The following is a 17,685-nucleotide window of genomic DNA, read 5'->3' on the forward strand; positions in this document are numbered from 1 at the left end:
GCTGCTTGCGGCGGGCGCGGGTCAGCCCTCCAGGCGGCGTTGCGCGAGCCAGGTGACGATCTCGGGGTCGTGGTGGTCGAAGAACAGGGAGTTGCCGGTGTCGAGGGTGGTGATCCGGGCCATCTGCTCGCCGGTGAGCTGGAAGTCGAAGACATCGAAGTTCTCGGTCATGCGCTCGGCACGTCACATGCGGGCGGCATTCGGCTGAGCATGTGTTCCGAACAGTGCTCGGGTAGTAGCTGCCGTGGGCGATGGTCGTGGTGCCGACGGTGGCCTTGGCACCTGAATTCGCCGAGGCCAGGCAGTCGTTGCGGACCGAATGGCGGGGACTCACTCAGCCTGGTGGACGCGCCTATGTGAGACGGCTCGAAAGCCGTGATCACATCAGCCACGGCAAGATCAATCCACTGCCGGCCTGCCGGGGAACTTCCTCGCCTTCGTCGCAACCGCCGCAGCCCCTATCGGATATCGCCGATTGGGCACCCCATTCAGGTCTTGAGCCGGTCCTGCTGCACGGCGAAACAGAGCAGCCCCATCGAGTTCGCCAGTCCTGCCGCGTAGGCCGAGGCTTCCTCGGCCCTGCTCCAGGCCATCCCGAAGTAGATGAAGGGACCATTGCACCGGCGATCAACGGCGGTACCACCGAGATCTGGGTGGTTGTGTATCTGTGGGCCGCCGCCATCGAGGAGGACCGGGGCCTGTCCTCGATGACGGCATCCTGGCCCGCACCGCCTGCCGTCCGCTGCCCGCCGGACGGCCGGCCTCACTTCAGGTGTCGGTCCAAGAATCGGCAGCCGTCTTCCAGCTCGAACCACGGTGTGCCGGTGTGCCCGCCCAGATTGGCGTGCAGCGTCTTCTCTGTGCTGCCGAAGGCATCGAACAGGTCCAGGGCCCGTTGCCGGGGGTTGCCTTCGTCGTCCCACTGGAGGAGGAACAACAGCGGAATGGTGACCCGGCGGGCCTCCTCCCGCTGGGCGAGCGGCACGTACCCGCCGGCGAAGAACCCGGCGGCCGCGATGCGCGGCTCGGCCACCGCCAGGCGGATGCCGAGGGCGGTCCACCCCCCTGAGTATCCGACCGGGCCGCCGATCTCGGGCAGTGCAAGGAGGGCGTCCAGGGTCGTCTGCCATTCCGGGACCGCGTTTTCGACCAGCGGGCCGATGAAGGACTCGAAGATCTCGTCGACCGGCTCGCCGGCCTGCATCGCGCGCCGGAGGTGGGTACGGGCCTGCTCGTCGGTTGCGGAACGGGGCCGGTCACCGCAGCCGATGGCGTCGATGGTGGCCACCGCGTAGCCGCGCGCGGCGGTGTACCGGGCCCGGGCCATCAGCCGCGGGTCCGCCTTGGGCAGGCCGTTGTTGTGGGCCATCAGGATGAGCGGGGCCGGTGCGACGGATGCGGGCGTCCACAGAGTGCCGGGGATCTCGCCGAGGGTGAACTCGCGTTCCATGACGCCGTCGTCGAGGCGCTGCTCGGAAGTGAAGTGCATGGTCGTGCCTTTCGGGAATGCGCTTGAACGGCGCTCCCGGACGACCTATCGCCCGACCGTGACCCAGCAGGAGAGCACCCATGTCGATATGTTCACGGGTACCACCTCCTCGTTCTCCAGCACGGCCTCCGGGAGACTAGCAATGGTGGCCGTGGTCCGCCAACGAGTTTCTATGCGGAGGCTTCCGCGGTCTCCCCTTCCAGGTTCTGACGGAGCGTGAGGAGGACAGTTCTGTCGCGAGCGCTTCGAACGAGACGTACGGCGGGTGAACGAACATGTTCACGGATCCCAGGCTCCTACCGCTACCGCTACCGCCTCGCTCAATCCAAGCCCAGGGCCAACGATCCATCGGACAACCACGTCGGCTCGACCTATCGGAGTGGTCCGCACTCATCGATGAACAGGGTGGGGGCGGACAAGAACACATCAGCATTCGCCGGGCCGTATGCGATGTTGAACGTGTCCAGCCAGTACGTCCAGCCCCGAATCCCCAGTGCGCTGCTGAAACGGTAGTTGAGCTGCCAGCGGACCCATTGTCCAGGGACGAGCCGGACAGCTGGTGGCCGCCGCTTCCTAGGTGGCAGGCCGAGCAGAGGCTGCACTCGCGGCAGCACCCGCAGTTGACCATCTGCTTCACGGAGCTGGACATCGACCTTGCTCAGGCCTTCCCGGCTGTCATACGGCTCGAAGCCGTCGCACTCATGCATCCGGATCACGTGCGCGAGGGGAGCCGCCTCGTGCGGGAGCGCGAAGCCGATCGGGGAGGCGTTCCTTCGAGCCGCAGCATCTCCGCCCCGCGATTCCTTCGTCCAGGTCGTCCGGATCCACTGGACGGTGATCTCCACAGGCGTTGCCCGCTGAGAGCGCATGCCCGCCGGCACGGGACGCTGGCCCCCTGTTCGGCCCCCTGCTCGGCCGCCGTTCGCCTCTGGACCAGTCACCGGCATCCGCTACACCTTCCGCGCGGACGTCCAGCCCTGGCGGCGGAGGCTTTCGAAGCCGTCCAGGAGGAGGTCTAGAGCGAATTCGAACTCGAACTGGTCGTCGCAGCCGCCACCAACCGTGGAGCCCCCGTCGTGTGCGGCCGTCGCGGCCAGTTCCGCGATGTGCGGATAGTGCGCCGCCAGGCCCGGGTCCGGAGGGCCGGAGGGGCCCGAGGTGTCGAACAGCTCCTGGCTGAAGCCGAGCAGGCGGCTGCCCATCGCGTGCATGACGTGGTGCGTGAGGTCGGCGGAGAGGCCGCCGGCCCGGAAGCTTCCGGCCATCGAGTCCAGGTATGCCAGCACGGCCGGGGTGGGGCCGGTCCGCGACTCGATGACCCGCGCCGCCCAGGGGTGGTGCAGCAGGACCTGTCGGGCCGAGAGGATCCGCCCGCGGACCACGCGCTGCCAGTCGGGGCCCACGGCCGGCGGGTCGATCTCGCCGACGACGGCGTCGGCCATGCCGTCGAGCAGCTCCTCCTTGTTGGCCACGTGCTTGTAGAGGGCCATCGGTACGACGTCCAGCTCCTGCGCGAGCCTGCGCATGCTGAGCGCGTCGATGCCGGTGGCGTCGGCGAGTGCGACGGCGGCGCGCAGGACGCGGTCCCTGTTCAGGGGGATCCGTTGCGTGTGTGTGGCTTCCTGCCGGGTCATTCCGGTTGGGCCCTTTCCTCCTCGGCAGCATCCTCTCCTTGACGAGTGTACGTCGTACACCTACGATCGATCGAGGTGTACGGCGTACACCTGCTGCCTGGTGTACGGCGTACACCATCATCGAGCGAGGGGTGCCGACACATGAGTCCGGACCGGAGAACCGCGGTGGCCGCCGGGTCGCTGTTCCTGCTGACCGAGGCCGCCGCGATAGCCGGGGCGGTTCTCTACCGCCCCCTGCTGAGTGCGACGGACGGCCGGCTGGCGCAGGGCGCTGACACGTGGGCGCTGCTCGGCGCGCTCTGCGAGGTGGTACTCGTGGTGGCTGTGGCCGGCACGGGGGCGGCGCTGTTCCCCGTCCTGCGCCGTCACGGCGAGGGACTCGCCCTCGGGTACGCCTTCGGGCGGCTGCTGGAGGCTGCCGTCATCGCCTTCGGGATCGTTGCCGTCCTGGCGCTCGTCACCCTGCGGCGAGACGTCGGGGCGGCGGACGGCGCCGAGGTCGCGCTGGCGGCGGTGCACGACTGGACGTTCCTGCTCGGGCCCAACCTCGCCCTCGGCCTGAACACCCTCCTGCTTGCCTACCTGGCGTACCGCGCACGGCTCGTGCCCCGCTTCATCGCCGTGCTCGGGCTGGTCGGCGGGCCGCTGATCTGTGCCTCGGGCGTCGCCGTGATGTTCGGGGCCTACGCGCAGGTCTCGGTTGCGGGGTCGGCCGCCGCACTCCCGGTGTTCGCCTGGGAACTCGCGCTGGCCGGGTGGCTGATCGTCAAGGGGTTCGGGCCCGGCTCAGGCGCCGCGGCCCGGGCAGACGCAGAAGCGGCTGCTCCTGCCGGTGTTCGTCGTGAGGCCGACCCGACCTTGACGGCGGTGCCGACCGCCACGAAGTGACCGTGCGGGTCAAAAGCCATCGGCAGCACGGCTGCGGGCGTACCGGCCCGGGGTGACGCCGACGACTCGCTTGAAGTGCCGGGTGAGGTGCGACTGGTCGTAGAACCCGGCAGCGGTCGCGACCTCGCCCGGCGGCCGTCCGTCGAGCAGGAGACGGCGGGCCAGATCGACGCGGCGGGACACCATGTACTGGTGGGGAGCGATACCGAATGCGGCGCTGAAGGCGCGTACGAGATGCGTGGGATGGGCGTGGACCGCACGGGCGGCCTCCTCCAGGGTGACGGTTCCGAGCAGCCGCTCGTCAAGGAGGTCGCGCAGGTTCCGGGCCACACTGCGGTCGGGTCGTGCGCCGACGGGGACAGGCCCGGGCCGCAGGTGCTCGCGCAGCCGCTCGCTGATGAGGGCGAGTCGGCTCTCCGCCTCGAACTCGTCGCCCCGCGCCGTAAGGGCCGTGTGCAACTGTCCGACGCGTCTGCGCAGGACCGGATCGGCGAGATCCGGACTGTCCACCGACGGTCCGATGTAGCGCTCGTCCAGCTGCGTCATGTCGAGGTAGAGCACGCGCTTGCGGAAGCCGCGAGGGGTTGCGGGCGAGCCGTTGTGGGGGACCTGCGGCGGGAGCAGGCTCACCGTGTCGCCCGGGGTCGCGCGCTCGTGGCGGTCCAGGTCGTAGCGGACCTCGCCGTCGTCGACGATCAGCAAGGTCCACGCGTCGTGGACATGCATCGGGTAGGCGTGCTCGGTGAAGTGGGCGTGGAAGACCTCCACGACACCCGCGACCGGCGGGCGCCAGGCGGAGATCTCCTGCCGGGTCACCATGCAAGGAACGTACAAGACGCAAGGGGCGGGCACCCTGGAGTCTCAGAGCATGAGAACCGAGGACAAGAACGTGCCCGTCCGCTTCGATACGAAGATCGCTGTCCTGCTGCGGGACGACCTTGAGCCCTGGCAGCGGCTGAATGTGACGGCATTCCTGGTGAGCGGACTGGGCACGGTGACACCGGAGGTGATCGGCGAGCCGTACGAGGACGCCGACGACACCACGTATCTGCCGATGTTCCGCCAGCCGGTGCTGATCTTCGAAGGCAGCAAGGAGACCCTGACCGCAGCGCACGGCCGTGCGCTGTCCCGCTCGCTGCCGACGGCCCTGTTCACGTCGGATCTGTTCGGCACGGGCAACGACCGGGACAACCGAGCGGCCGTCCGGGCCGTGGGCGGGGAGCATCTCGATCTGGTCGGCATGGCCGTGTACGGGCCGCGCAACGCTGTGGACAAGGCGCTCAAGGGCGCGCGTATGCATCCCTGAGCAGCGCGAATCCACGGCAGAGGCGGCACCGCACGACAGCGCAACGACCCGACTTTCCCCTACCTGGTCGAAGGCGGTGCGGAGCCGTCACCGCAGTTCAACGCTTTCTGGGCGACCAGGTGCGGGCACCTCTTCCCGTATATGGAGGAGAGGTGCCGAAGGAGCTACGCAGGGGGTGGCGTGGAGCGGTCGGCGTCAGGCCCAGCCCATCGCGCTGTAGAACGTGCCGCGGGAGATGGCTTCCAGAGCGGCACGGGTGTAGTCCACCGTCGGCTCCGGCAGGGCGGTCAGCGGCCACCATCGCCACTCGGTGCAGCGGTCCGGTTCGAGGACGACCGGTTCGCCGCACCACCGGGACGCGGCGAAGAAGTGCTGGATACGAGGAATCGCACTGCCGGGGTCGAGCAGGTCGAGGGTGTGTACGAGTGACAGGTCCGCCTCCTCGATGGTGAGTCCCGTTTCCTCCTGCGCCTCCCGGATCACGCAGGCCATCGCAGACTCGTGTTGCTCGCGGTGTCCGGCCGGCAGGTGCCAGGTTGACGGTGCGAAAGCACTGTTCGGGTGTCGTTTGCCGAGCAGGATGTTTCCGTTGCGGATGAGGACAAGGTGAGCACCGATGATGCTGCGGCCGCGGTGATCGCTCGGCTCGCGGACCCGCACGGTGGGGAGCGTGCCGTCATTGCCGGGGGCCGGGCGCGGACTGCCCCGATGGGCTTGGAGGACGGCGGCGGCTCCGGGGTCCATGGTCATCTCCGCTGTCTCCTCGATGTGGGTCCAGCGCAGCTGGATGCCTTCGCGCAGTTCGATCTCGTGCGCGGGCCGGTTGAGCGTGCCGTGGTAGACGCGGACACAGCCCTTGAAGGCCCCGTTCGCATCAAGGGTGTCCAGGGTGACGAAACCGGTCAGGTCCGGGATCGAGAGCCCGATCTCCTCGTCGAGTTCCCGGGAGATCGCCTCGTCGCAGTGCTCACCCTTCTCCGTGTTCCCGCCGAGCAGGGCCCAGTGGCCTGGGCGCCAGATCGGTTTGGTCGCGGAGCGCAGGTGGAGCAGATATCGGCCTTGGTCGTCGGTGAGCAGAGCAGCGGTGCCGGGAATCACCGGCCAGTTGATCGTGATCGCCGTGTGCCTCTTGCGGAACACATGAGGGCCGCCGACTCGGTCGGCCGGGGACGGACCTTGGCTGGGCCGGACAGTGATGCGGGGGCAGAGAGCGGCGCGGTGATTGCGCTGCCAGGAGGTGTGCGGCTTCGAGCATGTCGGCCTGTAGCCAGGGGGCGGAGATGGAGCTGCTGATACGGCCGTCGTGTGCGTATCGGATCGGGATGCTGTCGTCCGCGTACGCGGCCTCCGCCGACGCCTCGGGGGCGAAGGCATGCCTCGGCACGGTGCTGAAGGCGGCCTCGACGGCAGTACTGCGAATGTGCTCCGTCGCGACGAGCTGGTCGGCGAGGTGGTTGCGGAGGATGGCGGGTTCTTGTTGATGTGGTGCTGGGGGATTCGACACGGAGGCCTTCCGGGCAGAGGTGTCACGCGGATCCGTGACGGTCGGGGGAGCTGGGGCGGAGCGGGATGGGGGGCGGCGGAGGCGTGCTGGGCGGCTTGGGCTTCGAACTCACGGCATCTCGGCCTTGTCGGGCCGCGAGGCGTCGCTCCCCCCGTCGCGTCAGCTCGGCCGTGAGTGCTTCGGCCCCTCCCGCGCCTCCGTCGTGTTGCAGCGGCAGGGGACCTGATTCAGTGAGCGGGGGACCGCAGTCGGCGGTCGCGGTCCGGGATGGGGAGACGACTCCTTGAGTTGCGGGGCGCGGGCTGGCTGTGGGCGGGCGGGTGGTTCAGCGGTCCTGGGAGAGCTCCAGGAGCTCGGCGAATGTTCCGCCGGCGTGGACGAGGTCGTCGTAGCAGCCCTGTTCGGTGATCCGGCCCTGTTCCATCACGACGATGAGGTCCGCGATCTTGGTGTTCTCGAGGCGGTGGGTGACCACGATGGTGATGCGGTCGGCGGCGATGGCCTTGATCCGTTCGAAGATCTTGTGCTCGCCCCGCGGGTCCATCTGGGAGGTGGGCTCGTCGAGGATCAACAGCTCAGGCCGTCGGTACAGCGCCCTGGAACAGGCAACGCGCTGCCATTCCCCGCCGGAAAGCTCCGAGCCGCCGAAGACGTCGCGGGCGAGGAGGGTGTCGAGCCCTGCGGGGAGGTCTTCGACGGCGTCCCGCAGGCCCACCGCCTCGATGGCCTCCCACACCGCTGCGTCATCGCGGGAGCGGGGCTGACCGAGGGTGACGTTCTCGCGGACCCGCAGCGGCCACTGGGCGAAGATCTGCGGGACCAGGCCTGTGTTCGACCAGACCTTGGCGGGGGAGACGTCGGCGAGGTCGGTGCCGTTCCAGGTGACCTTGCCCTTGTCGGGGAGGTAGATCCCGGTGAGCAGTCGGGTCAGGGTCGACTTTCCGGAGCCGTTCGCTCCGACGATCGCGAGGATGTTGCCGCGCTCCAGGGTGAGGGAGACACCATCCACGGCGGGCTTTTCCTTGCCGGGGTACTGGTACACGACTTCGTCGAGGCGGATCTCCGCGACCGGCGCGGTGAGTTCGCGGTTGCCGCGCTGGGGCGCGCGGGCGACGGCGTCGTCGAGGAAGGCCTGCATGTCACTCAGGTACAGGCTGGTGTGGAAGACAGCGGCCCCGTTGATGACGACCTGGGAGAGGGCGGCGAGCGTGGTCTGTACGGCGATGACGGCCGTGGCGGCGACAGCGGGTTCGATCCGGCCCGTCACGGCAAGCCACGCGAGGGCGCCCCACGTCGCGACCAGGAAGACACCGCCGGCAAGCGCGGAGAGCAGGGCGATCCGCAGGGTCCGCGGGGCGGCGGCCAGCGTGCGCCGGTCACACCGGTCGGACAGAGCCCGGTACCAGTAGGTGAGGTAGTCGGTCATGGAGTTGGCGCGGACCTCGTCGCCGTACTTCGACGTGGTCGCCCACCAGCGCATCATGCCGCGGACGTTGCGGTCGCTGATGTTGGCGTAGTGGATCTCGTAGTCGACTCGGGCGCTGAGGACGGCTCCGATTCCGGCCGGCAGCACAGCGAGGAGGAGCAGCGGCAGCATCAGCGGGTTCAGCACCGACAGGACACCTCCGGCAGTGAGCATCCGGATCAGCGCGGACAGAAAGCGCTGGGCGTCAGTGACCATCACGTGGGTGCGGATCACCCCCATCTCTGCCGCCTCCTGCCGGTCGGAGAACCCGTCCTCCGCATAGGCGGAAGCCTCGACGCGGCAGACCGCCTCGACGAGCGCGCTGTCCGTCTCCGTGGTCAGAAGAGGCGTGATCCGCCGCTCGGCGTACGTTGCCGCAGCCCCCGCGCCACGGCTTAGCGCTGCCGCGAGCGCCACCACCAGCAGCGCGGGCAGGGCGCCATGCAGACGCTCGGCGGCGGTTCCGTCGCCGAGGACGGGGCCCATGGCGCGGGCGGTGGCGGCCAGGAGCACAGCGGCTGAGACGCCCGTGAGCAGCTGGCAGACCACCAGAAGCTGGGCTGCCTTCCGGTCGGTCTGCCACGAGAGCCGGGCAATCCTGGTCAGGACGGCCGGGATCTGGGCACACATCCGCCGGAAGCTGACCTCCGCGAGCGGATTGACGGAGTACTGCCCGCTGTAGGTGATCTCGGCCGGCGGCGGCGGCGGAGGAGGAGCACCATTGCGTGTGCTGTGAGACTCGCCCGAGGTCATCTGGTCCCCCTGGATCGCCGGTTGGACTCTGTCGTGGGTTCAACGACGCCAGGCGGTATATCGAACACACGTATTTCAGACGCGACGGAATCCGCCTGGCTGCGGGAGCTGCGCAGTGTGTGTGATGCACCGACCCGTGTAGGGCGCGGATTCCGCACAGGGAGGGGATGGCCGAAACGCCGATGCCCCACGCCGGCCCAGCTGATGCGCTGCGGACTCCGACGGTGAGGCAGAGCTGCCCGCTATGACCGGGACTTCAACAATGGCTGTTACGAAGGGCTTTGGGGCGCCGCCCAGGCCCTGGCGGAGCTCGTGCCGGGAGCCGTGGGGGCTTCACGCCTGATCAAGATCGTCCTTGTTGAGCCGTGCCAGCCGCTCGGGGCTTGGCAAGCGATTCTGTGCGGTTGGCGATTCCCGAATCGTCGGTTGCTGGTACGCGGCGCAGTGGTGAGTTGGTTACGCAATCCGGCGGGGAGTCTTTCGGCTCCGCGCTCCTACGCGGTCAGTCCGAGCCGAACGTCGACGACGGCCACATCCGATTCAGGTGGCGACTCGACGCGAGTGTCAGCCAACTCATGCCACCAGCAGACGAGTTGCCTGGGCCGAAGGACTCCGGCAGTGAGTATGGGGTGGGCCGCCTGACCGTGATCCACGGCCACGCCACGGCCACGCACCGGCTGCGGCCACGGCCGCGGCCAGCGACCTTGACGACAGGCCCAAGCACCGTGCCCCGCAGTGCTGGTCTCGCGGATCCCGCGCCTAGGCTGTTCCGTATTCGATCAAGGAGCAGGGTAGTGCGAATAGAGCGTCACCAGGTGGGCGAGCAGGTCGTGTCGGCAGCGCGCGAGGACTTCACGAACCGCATAGGGGGCCAGGTCCGGTCCATGTCGAGGGCCGGCCGGATGGCCACTTACGAATGGCAGTCGATTGCTGACGAGTTCCTCGACTACCTGGGCGCCCTCTCCGTCGAGACACCCGACCTTGACTCCTCGGAGGCCAGGGCCGCACTCAAGGACGCCGCCGAGGCCGCGGCCGGGGCCGTCGCCTACGCGGCGTACCACCCGCACTGCAGCTTCCAGGTCTTCCTGGAGTACGTGAACTTCGGCATGAGCTACGACCCGGGTGACGATGCCCCCGCGGAGAGCATCAGGCCGGGGGAGTGGATCGATGCGCTCTGCCTGTCGGTTCTCCGGGACAAGGCCAAGTGGCACGGCGAGGCCTTCCACTTCGCCCGGGAGAAGTTCGCCGAGCAGGCGCAGGGAACGCCCGGCGGTGAGCTCGCCACAGGATTGATGGCTGCGGTCTTGGACGACACCGGCAAGGACGAGGAGTACCCGCCGAGCGCCCAGGCCAAGCTCGCCGCCGTCGACGCGGCTCTGGACCGCATCCGCAGCCGCGCCGAGGAGTCGGGCGAGCCTCTCCTGGACCGGCCGGACAGCGTAGCGCTGCGCACGCTGCGCGCCCTGACCGCAGGGGACCGGGAGGCCTTCGACGCCGGGCTGGCCGAGCTCCTGACCAGGCACACCACCCTGCATGGCCCCTCAGCCTCCCCGAGCAGCCTTCTCCCGCTCGTCCCCCTTGCTCTCGCCGCGCTCGCGTACCGGACCTTTGGATGGACCCCTGCGGTCCGCAGCGACTACCTCCCGCAGGCTCTCGTCACCGGCTTCGAGAGCCGAGGCCCTCGGGTCGCGGGGTTCGGCCGGGACCGGCGGCCGGATGCGGTGGCCGCGCTCGACGCAGGCCCGTTGGTGGTGGAGCGGCCGGCCTTCGACTGGACGGTGAGCCCGGAGATCGAGGCCATGTACGAGGAGAACGCCAGGGAGGCGTTCACCCGCATTGATGGGGAACTCCTCGCCGTATGGCGGCTCGGTAGCGTCATGGGCGATCAGGAGCGCCTCTTCAAGTGGCGCGCGGGGAGCCCCGGCGGAGTTACGGACGCCCAGCTCGCCAACCTTCGTCTGGCATCCCAGGTGGGGGCGGCCCTTTTCCGTATCGCCCTCGCGGAGCCGGGTACCGAGGTCGAGGTGACCATCGACGGCCGCAAGCTGCGCTACCCGGCCGCGAGGAAGCAGGAAGCCGGCGCCCACAACTGGGAGAGGGCCACTGCCTTCGCCTTGATCACCGGTGCACGCGAGGACCTCGTCCCGCTGGTTCTCACCGGCCCGGCCTTCGCCCGGCCGGACGGCTCCGCTTTCACCGCGTACCGCGAAGCCCTCCACTCCTATCTGAAGGGCTCGGATCCCGAACCGGCAGCGGAGCTGGCCTTGCAGCAGGACGAGAAGGCCAAGGACTGGGGCTTCGCGATGCGGCCGGCCGTGCTGCTGTCGCAACTCGTGGAGGGCGACGAGGAGAGCTTCAACCTCGCCCTGGCCGATGCGCTCGAAGCCCACCGCGACTACTACCAGGTTGCCGACCGGGCCGACGATCCGGATGCGTCCTGCAACATCGACATCCTTGCGCTGGCCTGCCACGCCCGCCGCCGCGGCTGGGACATCCGCGTCGAATCCCCCTACCTTCCGCAGAGTCTCCTGAGTGCCGCTGAACCCTTCTAGGCGGGTGGGGTTCGCAGCCCCGACGCCCCACGTCGGCTCCTGACCGCGGGGGTCGGGAGTCGGTGAGCAGGGGGTCGGTGGGGCTGCGGTCGCGTACGTACAGCTCCCCGGGCGCTCGACCGCGCCGCACGGGCATGGATGCGGCCGGTGAGCAGCGTCCGGCAGCCGGAAGTGACGCTTCCTCAGGTATCCGCCGATGCGAGGTCGGCTGCGGGCGGTGAGGTGTCGGGCCCCTATGCAGCCGATGTCAGCAGTCGCCAGCCATGACGTCCGTGGCCGACAGCGAGCCGGAATGATCGCGGGAGAACGAGAGACCAGTGGACAAGGGAGCAAAAGCAATGCTGCTACGCGATGTTGAGTACGGCGACCTCGATGCCTACATCCGGATGCGATGCGACCCGGTCATGATGGTCGAGCTCGGAGGCCCTTTGCCTTGCGAGGGAATGGAGTCGAAGGTCCGACGTGATGTCCAACGGGCCGCGGCGGACACGGACTGGACAAAGATGATCGTGCCCGATGAGGGGGAGCCAGGAAGGGTCGCGGGAACCGTGACCTTGTGGCCTCACCAAAGCGATGGCGAGCCCATGTCCGAGATCGGCTGGATGGTGCTCCCGGAGTTCCAGGGGCTGGGACTTGCCAAGCGAGGCGTCCGTCTGCTGCTTGAGCTGGCTCGCGACGACGGCCGGTGGGGGCTCATTCATGCATTTCCGGCGACGAAGAACGCTCCGTCGAACGGTATCTGCCGCGCCCTCGGTTTCAGGTTTGTGAGCGAGCGGGACGTGCCCTTCGCCGGTCGAGTTCTGCAGACCAACCACTGGACCATCGACCCCGCCACTGACATGACCTGAGACAGGTGCCCGACATGCCGGGACCCCTGCGAAGCGCGCCGAAGACAGACGCATGGGGACGGTTCCCCAAGCAACGCCACCTTGAGCCGGCTACCCACCCAGACCATTGATGCCTACCGGGCTTTCCTCGCACGCCGCCACTGATCCGTCCTGCGGTCGGACGTGGCACAGCGCGGCCGACTGGTAGAGATTGCGACTACGTCCTCGACCGGATCGACGAGGCGCCGCCCGGAAGGGCCGACTCGGCGAAGTTGCAGGACTTCGAGTCAGTCTGGACGGTGCCGAACCGTTCAGACCGACTCCTCGGCTTCTGGCAAGCCGGGTCCCGTCAAGAATGCCGACACCGTGACCGGCCACATCATGATCGCTTCATCAGCAACCGTGACCCGCCCTCTGTCCATGGCTCAGCGGCGACGCCCACCTGGGATCGTGCGAGGGCCGTCGCATCAGGTGGTCGATCAGGTGCTGCGCCGTGTCGGTGGCCGTGTCTTCCGGTGCTCCCACCGCTGTCAGGGCGGCGCGGGTCCTTGCCCGTGCCGCCGACGGTATGTCCAGGTCACTGAAGAGGGGGAGGATCAGGAGCAGGCGAGCGGCAGGGTCCTGCACCCCTTCGGCCGCTCGGGACGGAGTGTCGGCGATTCGGACCAGTTCCTGCCATGTCAGCCCGCCCCTCGGCAGGTGGCCTTCACCGCCGGCGTTCTGCTGGGCGTAGTTCCGGCCTGCGCGGGTGATCAGGTAGTCGATGCCGTAGTCGCCGACCAGATTGCGGTAGACAACCACGACTCCGGGACCGTCGGCGGCACGCACGCGGAAGGCAGGCCACCGCTCGGAGTCGAGGAGAGTTTCGGACAACGCGTCGGTGTCAGCGCCGTCATCGCCGAACCACTCCGGAGCCGGACGGGCGGCACACGTCCCGTCAGCACACATCGCCATGAGGTGGTTCGACCAGAAGCCCGGGCGGCCCAGCAGCAATTCCCCGGCGACCAGCGGGCTGTCCTCGTATCCCTGGATCATCACGCCGATAGCGTCCCACCAGCCACTGACAGCCCGATACGGGCGCCACCTGTTGAGCGTGACCCTTGCCCTCACCGGCGCCGGTCCGGTCGTCCTCCTCGACGGCTACCGGACCCCGGCCGCGATCCGTCGTATGGGAACTGCCCGGCTGACCCGCCGCCTCCGCGCCCGTGGCGTCCGCAGCCCGGAGGAGCTCGGCTCAGCGCAGCGTCAGGTGGGGTGCCATCGCTGCGACGTTCAGCGCACAAGTTCCGCGACGGCTAGTTTTCGGGCAGGGGCCGGTCGTCGATGACGTTCTTCATGACGAGTGTGGAGGTCAGGCGCTGGACCCCGGGCAGTCGGGCGAGCTGCTGGTCGTACAGCTGCTGGAACGCGGCCAGGTCGGCAGTCGCGACGCGCAGGAGGTAGTCGGGCTCGCCGAACAGGCGGATCGTGGCTCGCTCTCCGGCCGCACTCACGGGCCTGACCGCGGCGGGTGCCGGCTACCTCCTGTGGCTGGGCCGGGGCGTGCTGCGGCAGCCGGTCGTGCCGGCAGTCGCTGGTGGGAGCGCGGATGCCTCCCGCATGCAGGTCATGCTCAAGGGGTTCGGCATCAGCGGCCTGAACCCGAAGGCTGCTGCTGTACTTCTCGCTGTTCCCGCAGTTCATCGATACCGGCGATGGCTGGCCGGTCGCCGCTCAGACCGGGCTGCTCAGCGTGGTGCACCTGATCGCGTGCGCGGTCGTCTATCTCGGCGTCGGCGTCCTGGCCCGCACGGTCCTGAAAGCCCGGCCCTCTGCCGCCCGGGTCGTCACCCGGACCAGCGGTGCCATGATGATCGCCATCGGCGCCTTCCTGCTGGTGGATCGCCTGGCCGGCTGAGGAGCGCGTCACGCTCCCCCCCCGATACGTAACCGAAGGAGAGCACGCACATGGAAGACCGGGCGCACCAGGAACAGGCAAGTCCCGTGGTCCAGAAGCGTGTCCAGGACAGCTTCGGCCTGCAGGGCCTGATGTCCCACCTCGGCGCACACCTCGGCCATATCTCCCCCGGCCGGGTTCACATCGTGCTCCCGGCCCGCCCGGAGGTGACCCAGCAGCATGGTTACGTCCACGCCGGTGCCACCAGCGCCATCGCCGACAGTGCCGGCGGCTATGCGGCCCTCACCCTGTTCGACGAGGACTCGGACGTTCTCACCGTCGAATACAAGATCAACCTGCTGGCCCCCGCCGCCGGTGACCACTTGGAGGCGATCGGCACCGTCCTGAAGTCCGGACGGACTCTGACCGTGTGCCGGCTGGAGGTGTTCGGTGTCCAACGAAGCGGCGAGCGCAAGCTCGTCGCCAACGGCCAGCAGACACTCATCCGCATCGACCGGCCCGGCCAGTGAGTACGCCCGCCCTGTCGCCGCCCTGCGTGACCTGGTGAGTGGCCTTTCCCCGAAGCCGACATCCTGCTGATGCGCGGGCGGTGGTCGACTCCGCACGGCAGCAGGGTTGGTGGCCCACGCCGAGGACACCCGCCTTCTGAGCCCGCACCTGCGCGGGAGCGATCGGCCTGGTCGTGAGCACTTTCATTCCGGCCATGTCGGCGGCAACGCCGCCCTCCAGGCAGGGGGCGCCATCGCGGCAAGGCGCCCGGAGGCCGAGGCGATCCGGCGCCGGGCTGCGGGTTGCTGCGCGGCCGCGTACCTGGATCGGTCGGTTGCCTCGTACGCCGTCGATGCGCCGATCGCCGATGGTCGGTTCCTCCGGCGCGGAGTCACCGGCTGGCAGCCGTTCGCACTCCGGTCACGCGCCAGGCCCTCTGGCACTGTGGCAATCGGACGAGCGACTGCTCGCGGTCGGGGACGACTTGCGCGCCTACGGCGTCGGCCTGATGCCTGCACGAATCGGTTACGACGGGCAGTCGGCGAGTTCTTACGCAAAGCGGCCGTTGTGGCGTCGAACTCGCTGATGGCCTCGCCGGGGGGAGAGGGCGGCACCCGAGCGGTCGGAGCGGAAGCGCGCATCTCAGGAGTCTTCGCAGGCCAACTCCCCGTTTGCGTAGGCCTCTTGACAGGTCCACCACCAACCAGCACTGTGGGAGCGCTCCCAAGCATGGGAGCGCTCCCAAGCACTCAAGGCTTGCAGCACCTCCCCCTGGAGCCGTGAGGAGGGGCCGAGTTCCGCTTGTGCCTAAGCGGAACTCGGCCACCCTTACGGCGCTCGCCGCGCCCGGAACATGCGTCGTCCGACGGCGCACGACCGGCACCTCCCGCAACGGAGAGAGGACCCAGCAATGCCGCTGGCGCCATTAGGTCCCCGCAGAACCTGGCATGCCGATCGCCGTGCGCGGCGCTCGGCCGGAAGCACGCCCTTCGCTGTCAGCCGGCCTGTCCGGTCAGCTGTGGCCACACTCACCGTCTTCGCCGCGCTGCTCGTCGGTCCCGTCCTCCAGACGGCCGAGGCCGCCGCAGCGACGCCGACGCTGCACGAGCTCGCGGCGGCCGAGGGTAAGTTCTTCGGTTCGGCCACCGACAACTCCGAGCTGAGCGACGCGGCCTACACGGCTGTCCTGGGCTCGGAGTTCGGCCAGATCACCCCCGGAAACTCCATGAAGTGGGACGCCACCGAGCCCGCCCGGGGTCAGTTCAGCTACGCCAGGGGCGACGCGGTGGTGGACTTCGCCGGGCAGCACGGCCAGAGCGTGCGCGGCCACACCCTGGTGTGGCACAGCCAGCTCCCCAGCTGGGTCTCGTCGCTGCCGGCCGACCAGACGCGGTCGGCCATGGAGACCCATATCGCGAACGTGGCGGGGCACTACCGGGGCGAGGTGTACGCCTGGGATGTGGTGAACGAGCCCTTCAACGAGGACGGTACGTTCCGCTCCTCGCCCTTCCACAACGCGATGGGCAAGGAGTACGTCACGTACGCCTTGCGGGCGGCCAGGGCCGCCGACCCGGACGCCAAGCTCTACCTGAACGACTACAACATCGAGGGCTTCGGCGCGAAGAGCGACGCCATGTACGACCTCGCCCGCGAGCTGAAGGCCGACGGAGTGCCACTCGACGGCATCGGCTTCCAGGCCCACCTGGCGGTCCAGTACGGCTTCCCCGACCGGATGCAGGAGAACCTCCAGCGGTTCGCCGACCTGGGCCTGGACGTGGCGATCACGGAACTCGACGTGCGGATGCGGCTGCCCCAGGACACGGCCAAGTACCAGACACAGATCGATTACTACGGCCGCGTCACCCAGGCGTGCATGGCCGTGACCCGGTGCGTCGGCATCACCGTCTGGGACTACACCGACAAGTACTCCTGGGTTCCCGGCACGTTCAGCGGGGAGGGGAACGCCACCCCGTGGGACGCCGACCTGCGGCCCAAGACCGCTTTGCTGGATGCCGTCCGTGGCGCCCTCGGCCACACCGGCGGAGACGACACCCAGCCTCCGAGCGTTCCGGCCGGCCTGCGGGTGACCGGTACCACCTCCTCGTCCGCCTCGCTGGCGTGGACGGCCTCGACCGACGACATCGGGGTCACGGCTTACGACGTGTACCGCGACGGGGTGCTGGTCGGCTCGGTTTCGGGCATCACCTTCACCGACTCGGGCCTGTCCGCCGCGTCCACGCACAGCTACCGGGTCCGGGCCCGCGACGCGGCGTCCAACGCCTCGGCGCAGTCGGCTGCGGTGAGCGCCACCACCTCACCCGGCGGCACCGGCGGCGGAAACCTGAAGGTGCAGTACAGGACCAGCGATACCAATGCCACCGACAACACGGTCCGGATGAGCCTGCAACTGGTCAACACCGGATCGAGCGCCCAGAGCCTGTCGGGGGTGGAGATCCGCTACTGGTTCGCCGACGGCGCGAGCTCGTACACCACCTGGTGCGACTGGGCGCAGCTGGGCTGCTCCAGCCTGACCCACTCGGTGGCGGCCAACGGCTCAGCGCCCGGTGCCGACCACTACCTGAAGGTGAACCTGTCCGGCGGATCCCTCGCCGCGGCGGCTTCCACCGGCGAGATCCAGCTGCGGGTCCACAAGGCCGACTGGTCCAACTTCAACGAGGCCGACGACTACAGCCGCGGCACGAACACGGCCTTCGCCGACGCCCCCACCATCGGCGTCTACGTGAACGGCACCCTCGCCTGGGGCACCCAGCCCTGATCCCGCACCCGACGGGCTCTCGGTACGACCGGGTGCCGGCGTCACCGCTGCAGTTCGCAGACGTCACCACGCCGGCACCCAGGCATCGCCCAGGCATCTCCAAGA

Annotated in this window: 13 protein-coding genes and 4 pseudogenes; 7 read left to right on the plus strand and 10 right to left on the minus strand. The window is 68.9% G+C overall.

Features of this window, described 5'->3' with window-relative positions; translation table 11 throughout:
* Positions 1–21: 21 nt before the first annotated feature.
* From AB0C82_RS32595 to AB0C82_RS32610, 4 genes and pseudogenes are all read right to left on the minus strand, one after another.
* Positions 22–183, minus strand: a pseudogene (locus AB0C82_RS32595) (aldo/keto reductase); the annotation flags it as partial.
* Between the two features lie 580 nt (positions 184–763).
* Positions 764–1,489, minus strand: coding sequence for an alpha/beta hydrolase (locus tag AB0C82_RS32600; protein WP_362849320.1), 726 nt, complete (start codon positions 1,487–1,489; stop codon positions 764–766).
* Positions 1,490–1,860: 371 nt separating this feature from the next.
* Positions 1,861–2,334, minus strand: a complete 474-nt coding sequence (locus tag AB0C82_RS32605; protein ID WP_362849322.1) for a hypothetical protein — start codon at positions 2,332–2,334, stop codon at positions 1,861–1,863.
* A gap of 105 nt (positions 2,335–2,439) precedes the next feature.
* Positions 2,440–3,123, minus strand: coding sequence for a TetR/AcrR family transcriptional regulator C-terminal domain-containing protein (locus AB0C82_RS32610; protein WP_362849325.1), 684 nt, complete (start codon positions 3,121–3,123; stop codon positions 2,440–2,442).
* Between the two features lie 141 nt (positions 3,124–3,264).
* On the opposite strand from AB0C82_RS32610, the gene AB0C82_RS32615 reads away from it, so the two are divergent.
* A complete protein-coding gene (locus AB0C82_RS32615; RefSeq protein ID WP_362849328.1) occupies positions 3,265–4,011 on the plus strand; it encodes a DUF4386 domain-containing protein in 747 nt (248 codons plus the stop codon).
* A gap of 9 nt (positions 4,012–4,020) precedes the next feature.
* Here the strand turns inward: AB0C82_RS32615 and AB0C82_RS32620 are convergent, their stop codons facing one another.
* The gene (locus AB0C82_RS32620; RefSeq protein WP_362849330.1) at positions 4,021–4,830 is read right to left on the minus strand and encodes an AraC family transcriptional regulator; all 810 of its coding nucleotides are present in this window, start codon (positions 4,828–4,830) and stop codon (positions 4,021–4,023) included.
* 49 nt (positions 4,831–4,879) lie between these two features.
* Between AB0C82_RS32620 and AB0C82_RS32625 the strand changes: the two genes are divergently transcribed.
* Positions 4,880–5,317, plus strand: coding sequence for a DUF2000 domain-containing protein (locus AB0C82_RS32625; protein WP_362849332.1), 438 nt, complete (start codon positions 4,880–4,882; stop codon positions 5,315–5,317).
* Positions 5,318–5,512: 195 nt separating this feature from the next.
* Here the strand turns inward: AB0C82_RS32625 and AB0C82_RS32630 are convergent, their stop codons facing one another.
* From AB0C82_RS32630 to AB0C82_RS32640, 3 genes and pseudogenes are all read right to left on the minus strand, one after another.
* The gene (locus AB0C82_RS32630) at positions 5,513–6,457 is read right to left on the minus strand and encodes an NUDIX domain-containing protein (protein WP_362849335.1); all 945 of its coding nucleotides are present in this window, start codon (positions 6,455–6,457) and stop codon (positions 5,513–5,515) included.
* Positions 6,458–6,563: 106 nt separating this feature from the next.
* A pseudogene (locus tag AB0C82_RS32635) lies at positions 6,564–6,821 on the minus strand (methyltransferase, FxLD system); the annotation flags it as partial.
* Between the two features lie 325 nt (positions 6,822–7,146).
* Complete coding sequence (locus tag AB0C82_RS32640) at positions 7,147–9,039, minus strand: ABC transporter ATP-binding protein (protein WP_362849338.1); 1,893 nt, start codon at positions 9,037–9,039, stop codon at positions 7,147–7,149.
* 794 nt (positions 9,040–9,833) lie between these two features.
* Between AB0C82_RS32640 and AB0C82_RS32645 the strand changes: the two genes are divergently transcribed.
* Together AB0C82_RS32645 and AB0C82_RS32650 are read left to right on the plus strand one after the other, a co-directional pair.
* Positions 9,834–11,591: an Imm49 family immunity protein gene (locus AB0C82_RS32645; protein ID WP_362849341.1), complete on the plus strand. Its 1,758-nt coding sequence runs from the start codon at positions 9,834–9,836 to the stop codon at positions 11,589–11,591.
* Between the two features lie 338 nt (positions 11,592–11,929).
* A complete protein-coding gene (locus AB0C82_RS32650) occupies positions 11,930–12,439 on the plus strand; it encodes a GNAT family N-acetyltransferase (RefSeq protein ID WP_362849492.1) in 510 nt (169 codons plus the stop codon).
* 372 nt (positions 12,440–12,811) lie between these two features.
* On the opposite strand, the gene AB0C82_RS32655 is transcribed toward AB0C82_RS32650, so the two are convergent.
* Entirely contained in the window at positions 12,812–13,453 is a 642-nt protein-coding gene (locus AB0C82_RS32655) for a hypothetical protein (RefSeq protein WP_362849495.1), read from the minus strand.
* Positions 13,454–13,713: 260 nt separating this feature from the next.
* Positions 13,714–13,881 (minus strand): annotated as a pseudogene (locus AB0C82_RS32660) (Lrp/AsnC ligand binding domain-containing protein); the annotation flags it as partial.
* Positions 13,882–13,885: 4 nt separating this feature from the next.
* Between AB0C82_RS32660 and AB0C82_RS32665 the strand changes: the two are divergent.
* The 3 genes and pseudogenes from AB0C82_RS32665 to AB0C82_RS32675 all read left to right on the plus strand — a co-directional run bounded on the left by AB0C82_RS32665 (position 13,886) and on the right by AB0C82_RS32675 (position 17,580).
* Positions 13,886–14,315: pseudogene (locus AB0C82_RS32665) on the plus strand (LysE family transporter).
* A 50-nt stretch (positions 14,316–14,365) separates the two neighbouring features.
* Positions 14,366–14,824 (plus strand): PaaI family thioesterase, encoded by a 459-nt coding sequence (locus AB0C82_RS32670; RefSeq protein WP_362849343.1) that lies wholly within the window; start codon positions 14,366–14,368, stop codon positions 14,822–14,824.
* Positions 14,825–15,822: 998 nt separating this feature from the next.
* A complete protein-coding gene (locus AB0C82_RS32675; RefSeq protein WP_362849345.1) occupies positions 15,823–17,580 on the plus strand; it encodes an endo-1,4-beta-xylanase in 1,758 nt (585 codons plus the stop codon).
* Positions 17,581–17,685: the final 105 nt, after the last annotated feature.

Origin of the sequence: Streptomyces sp. NPDC048560 (genome assembly GCF_040650955.1) — a bacterium.
Lineage (GTDB): Bacteria > Actinomycetota > Actinomycetes > Streptomycetales > Streptomycetaceae > Streptomyces.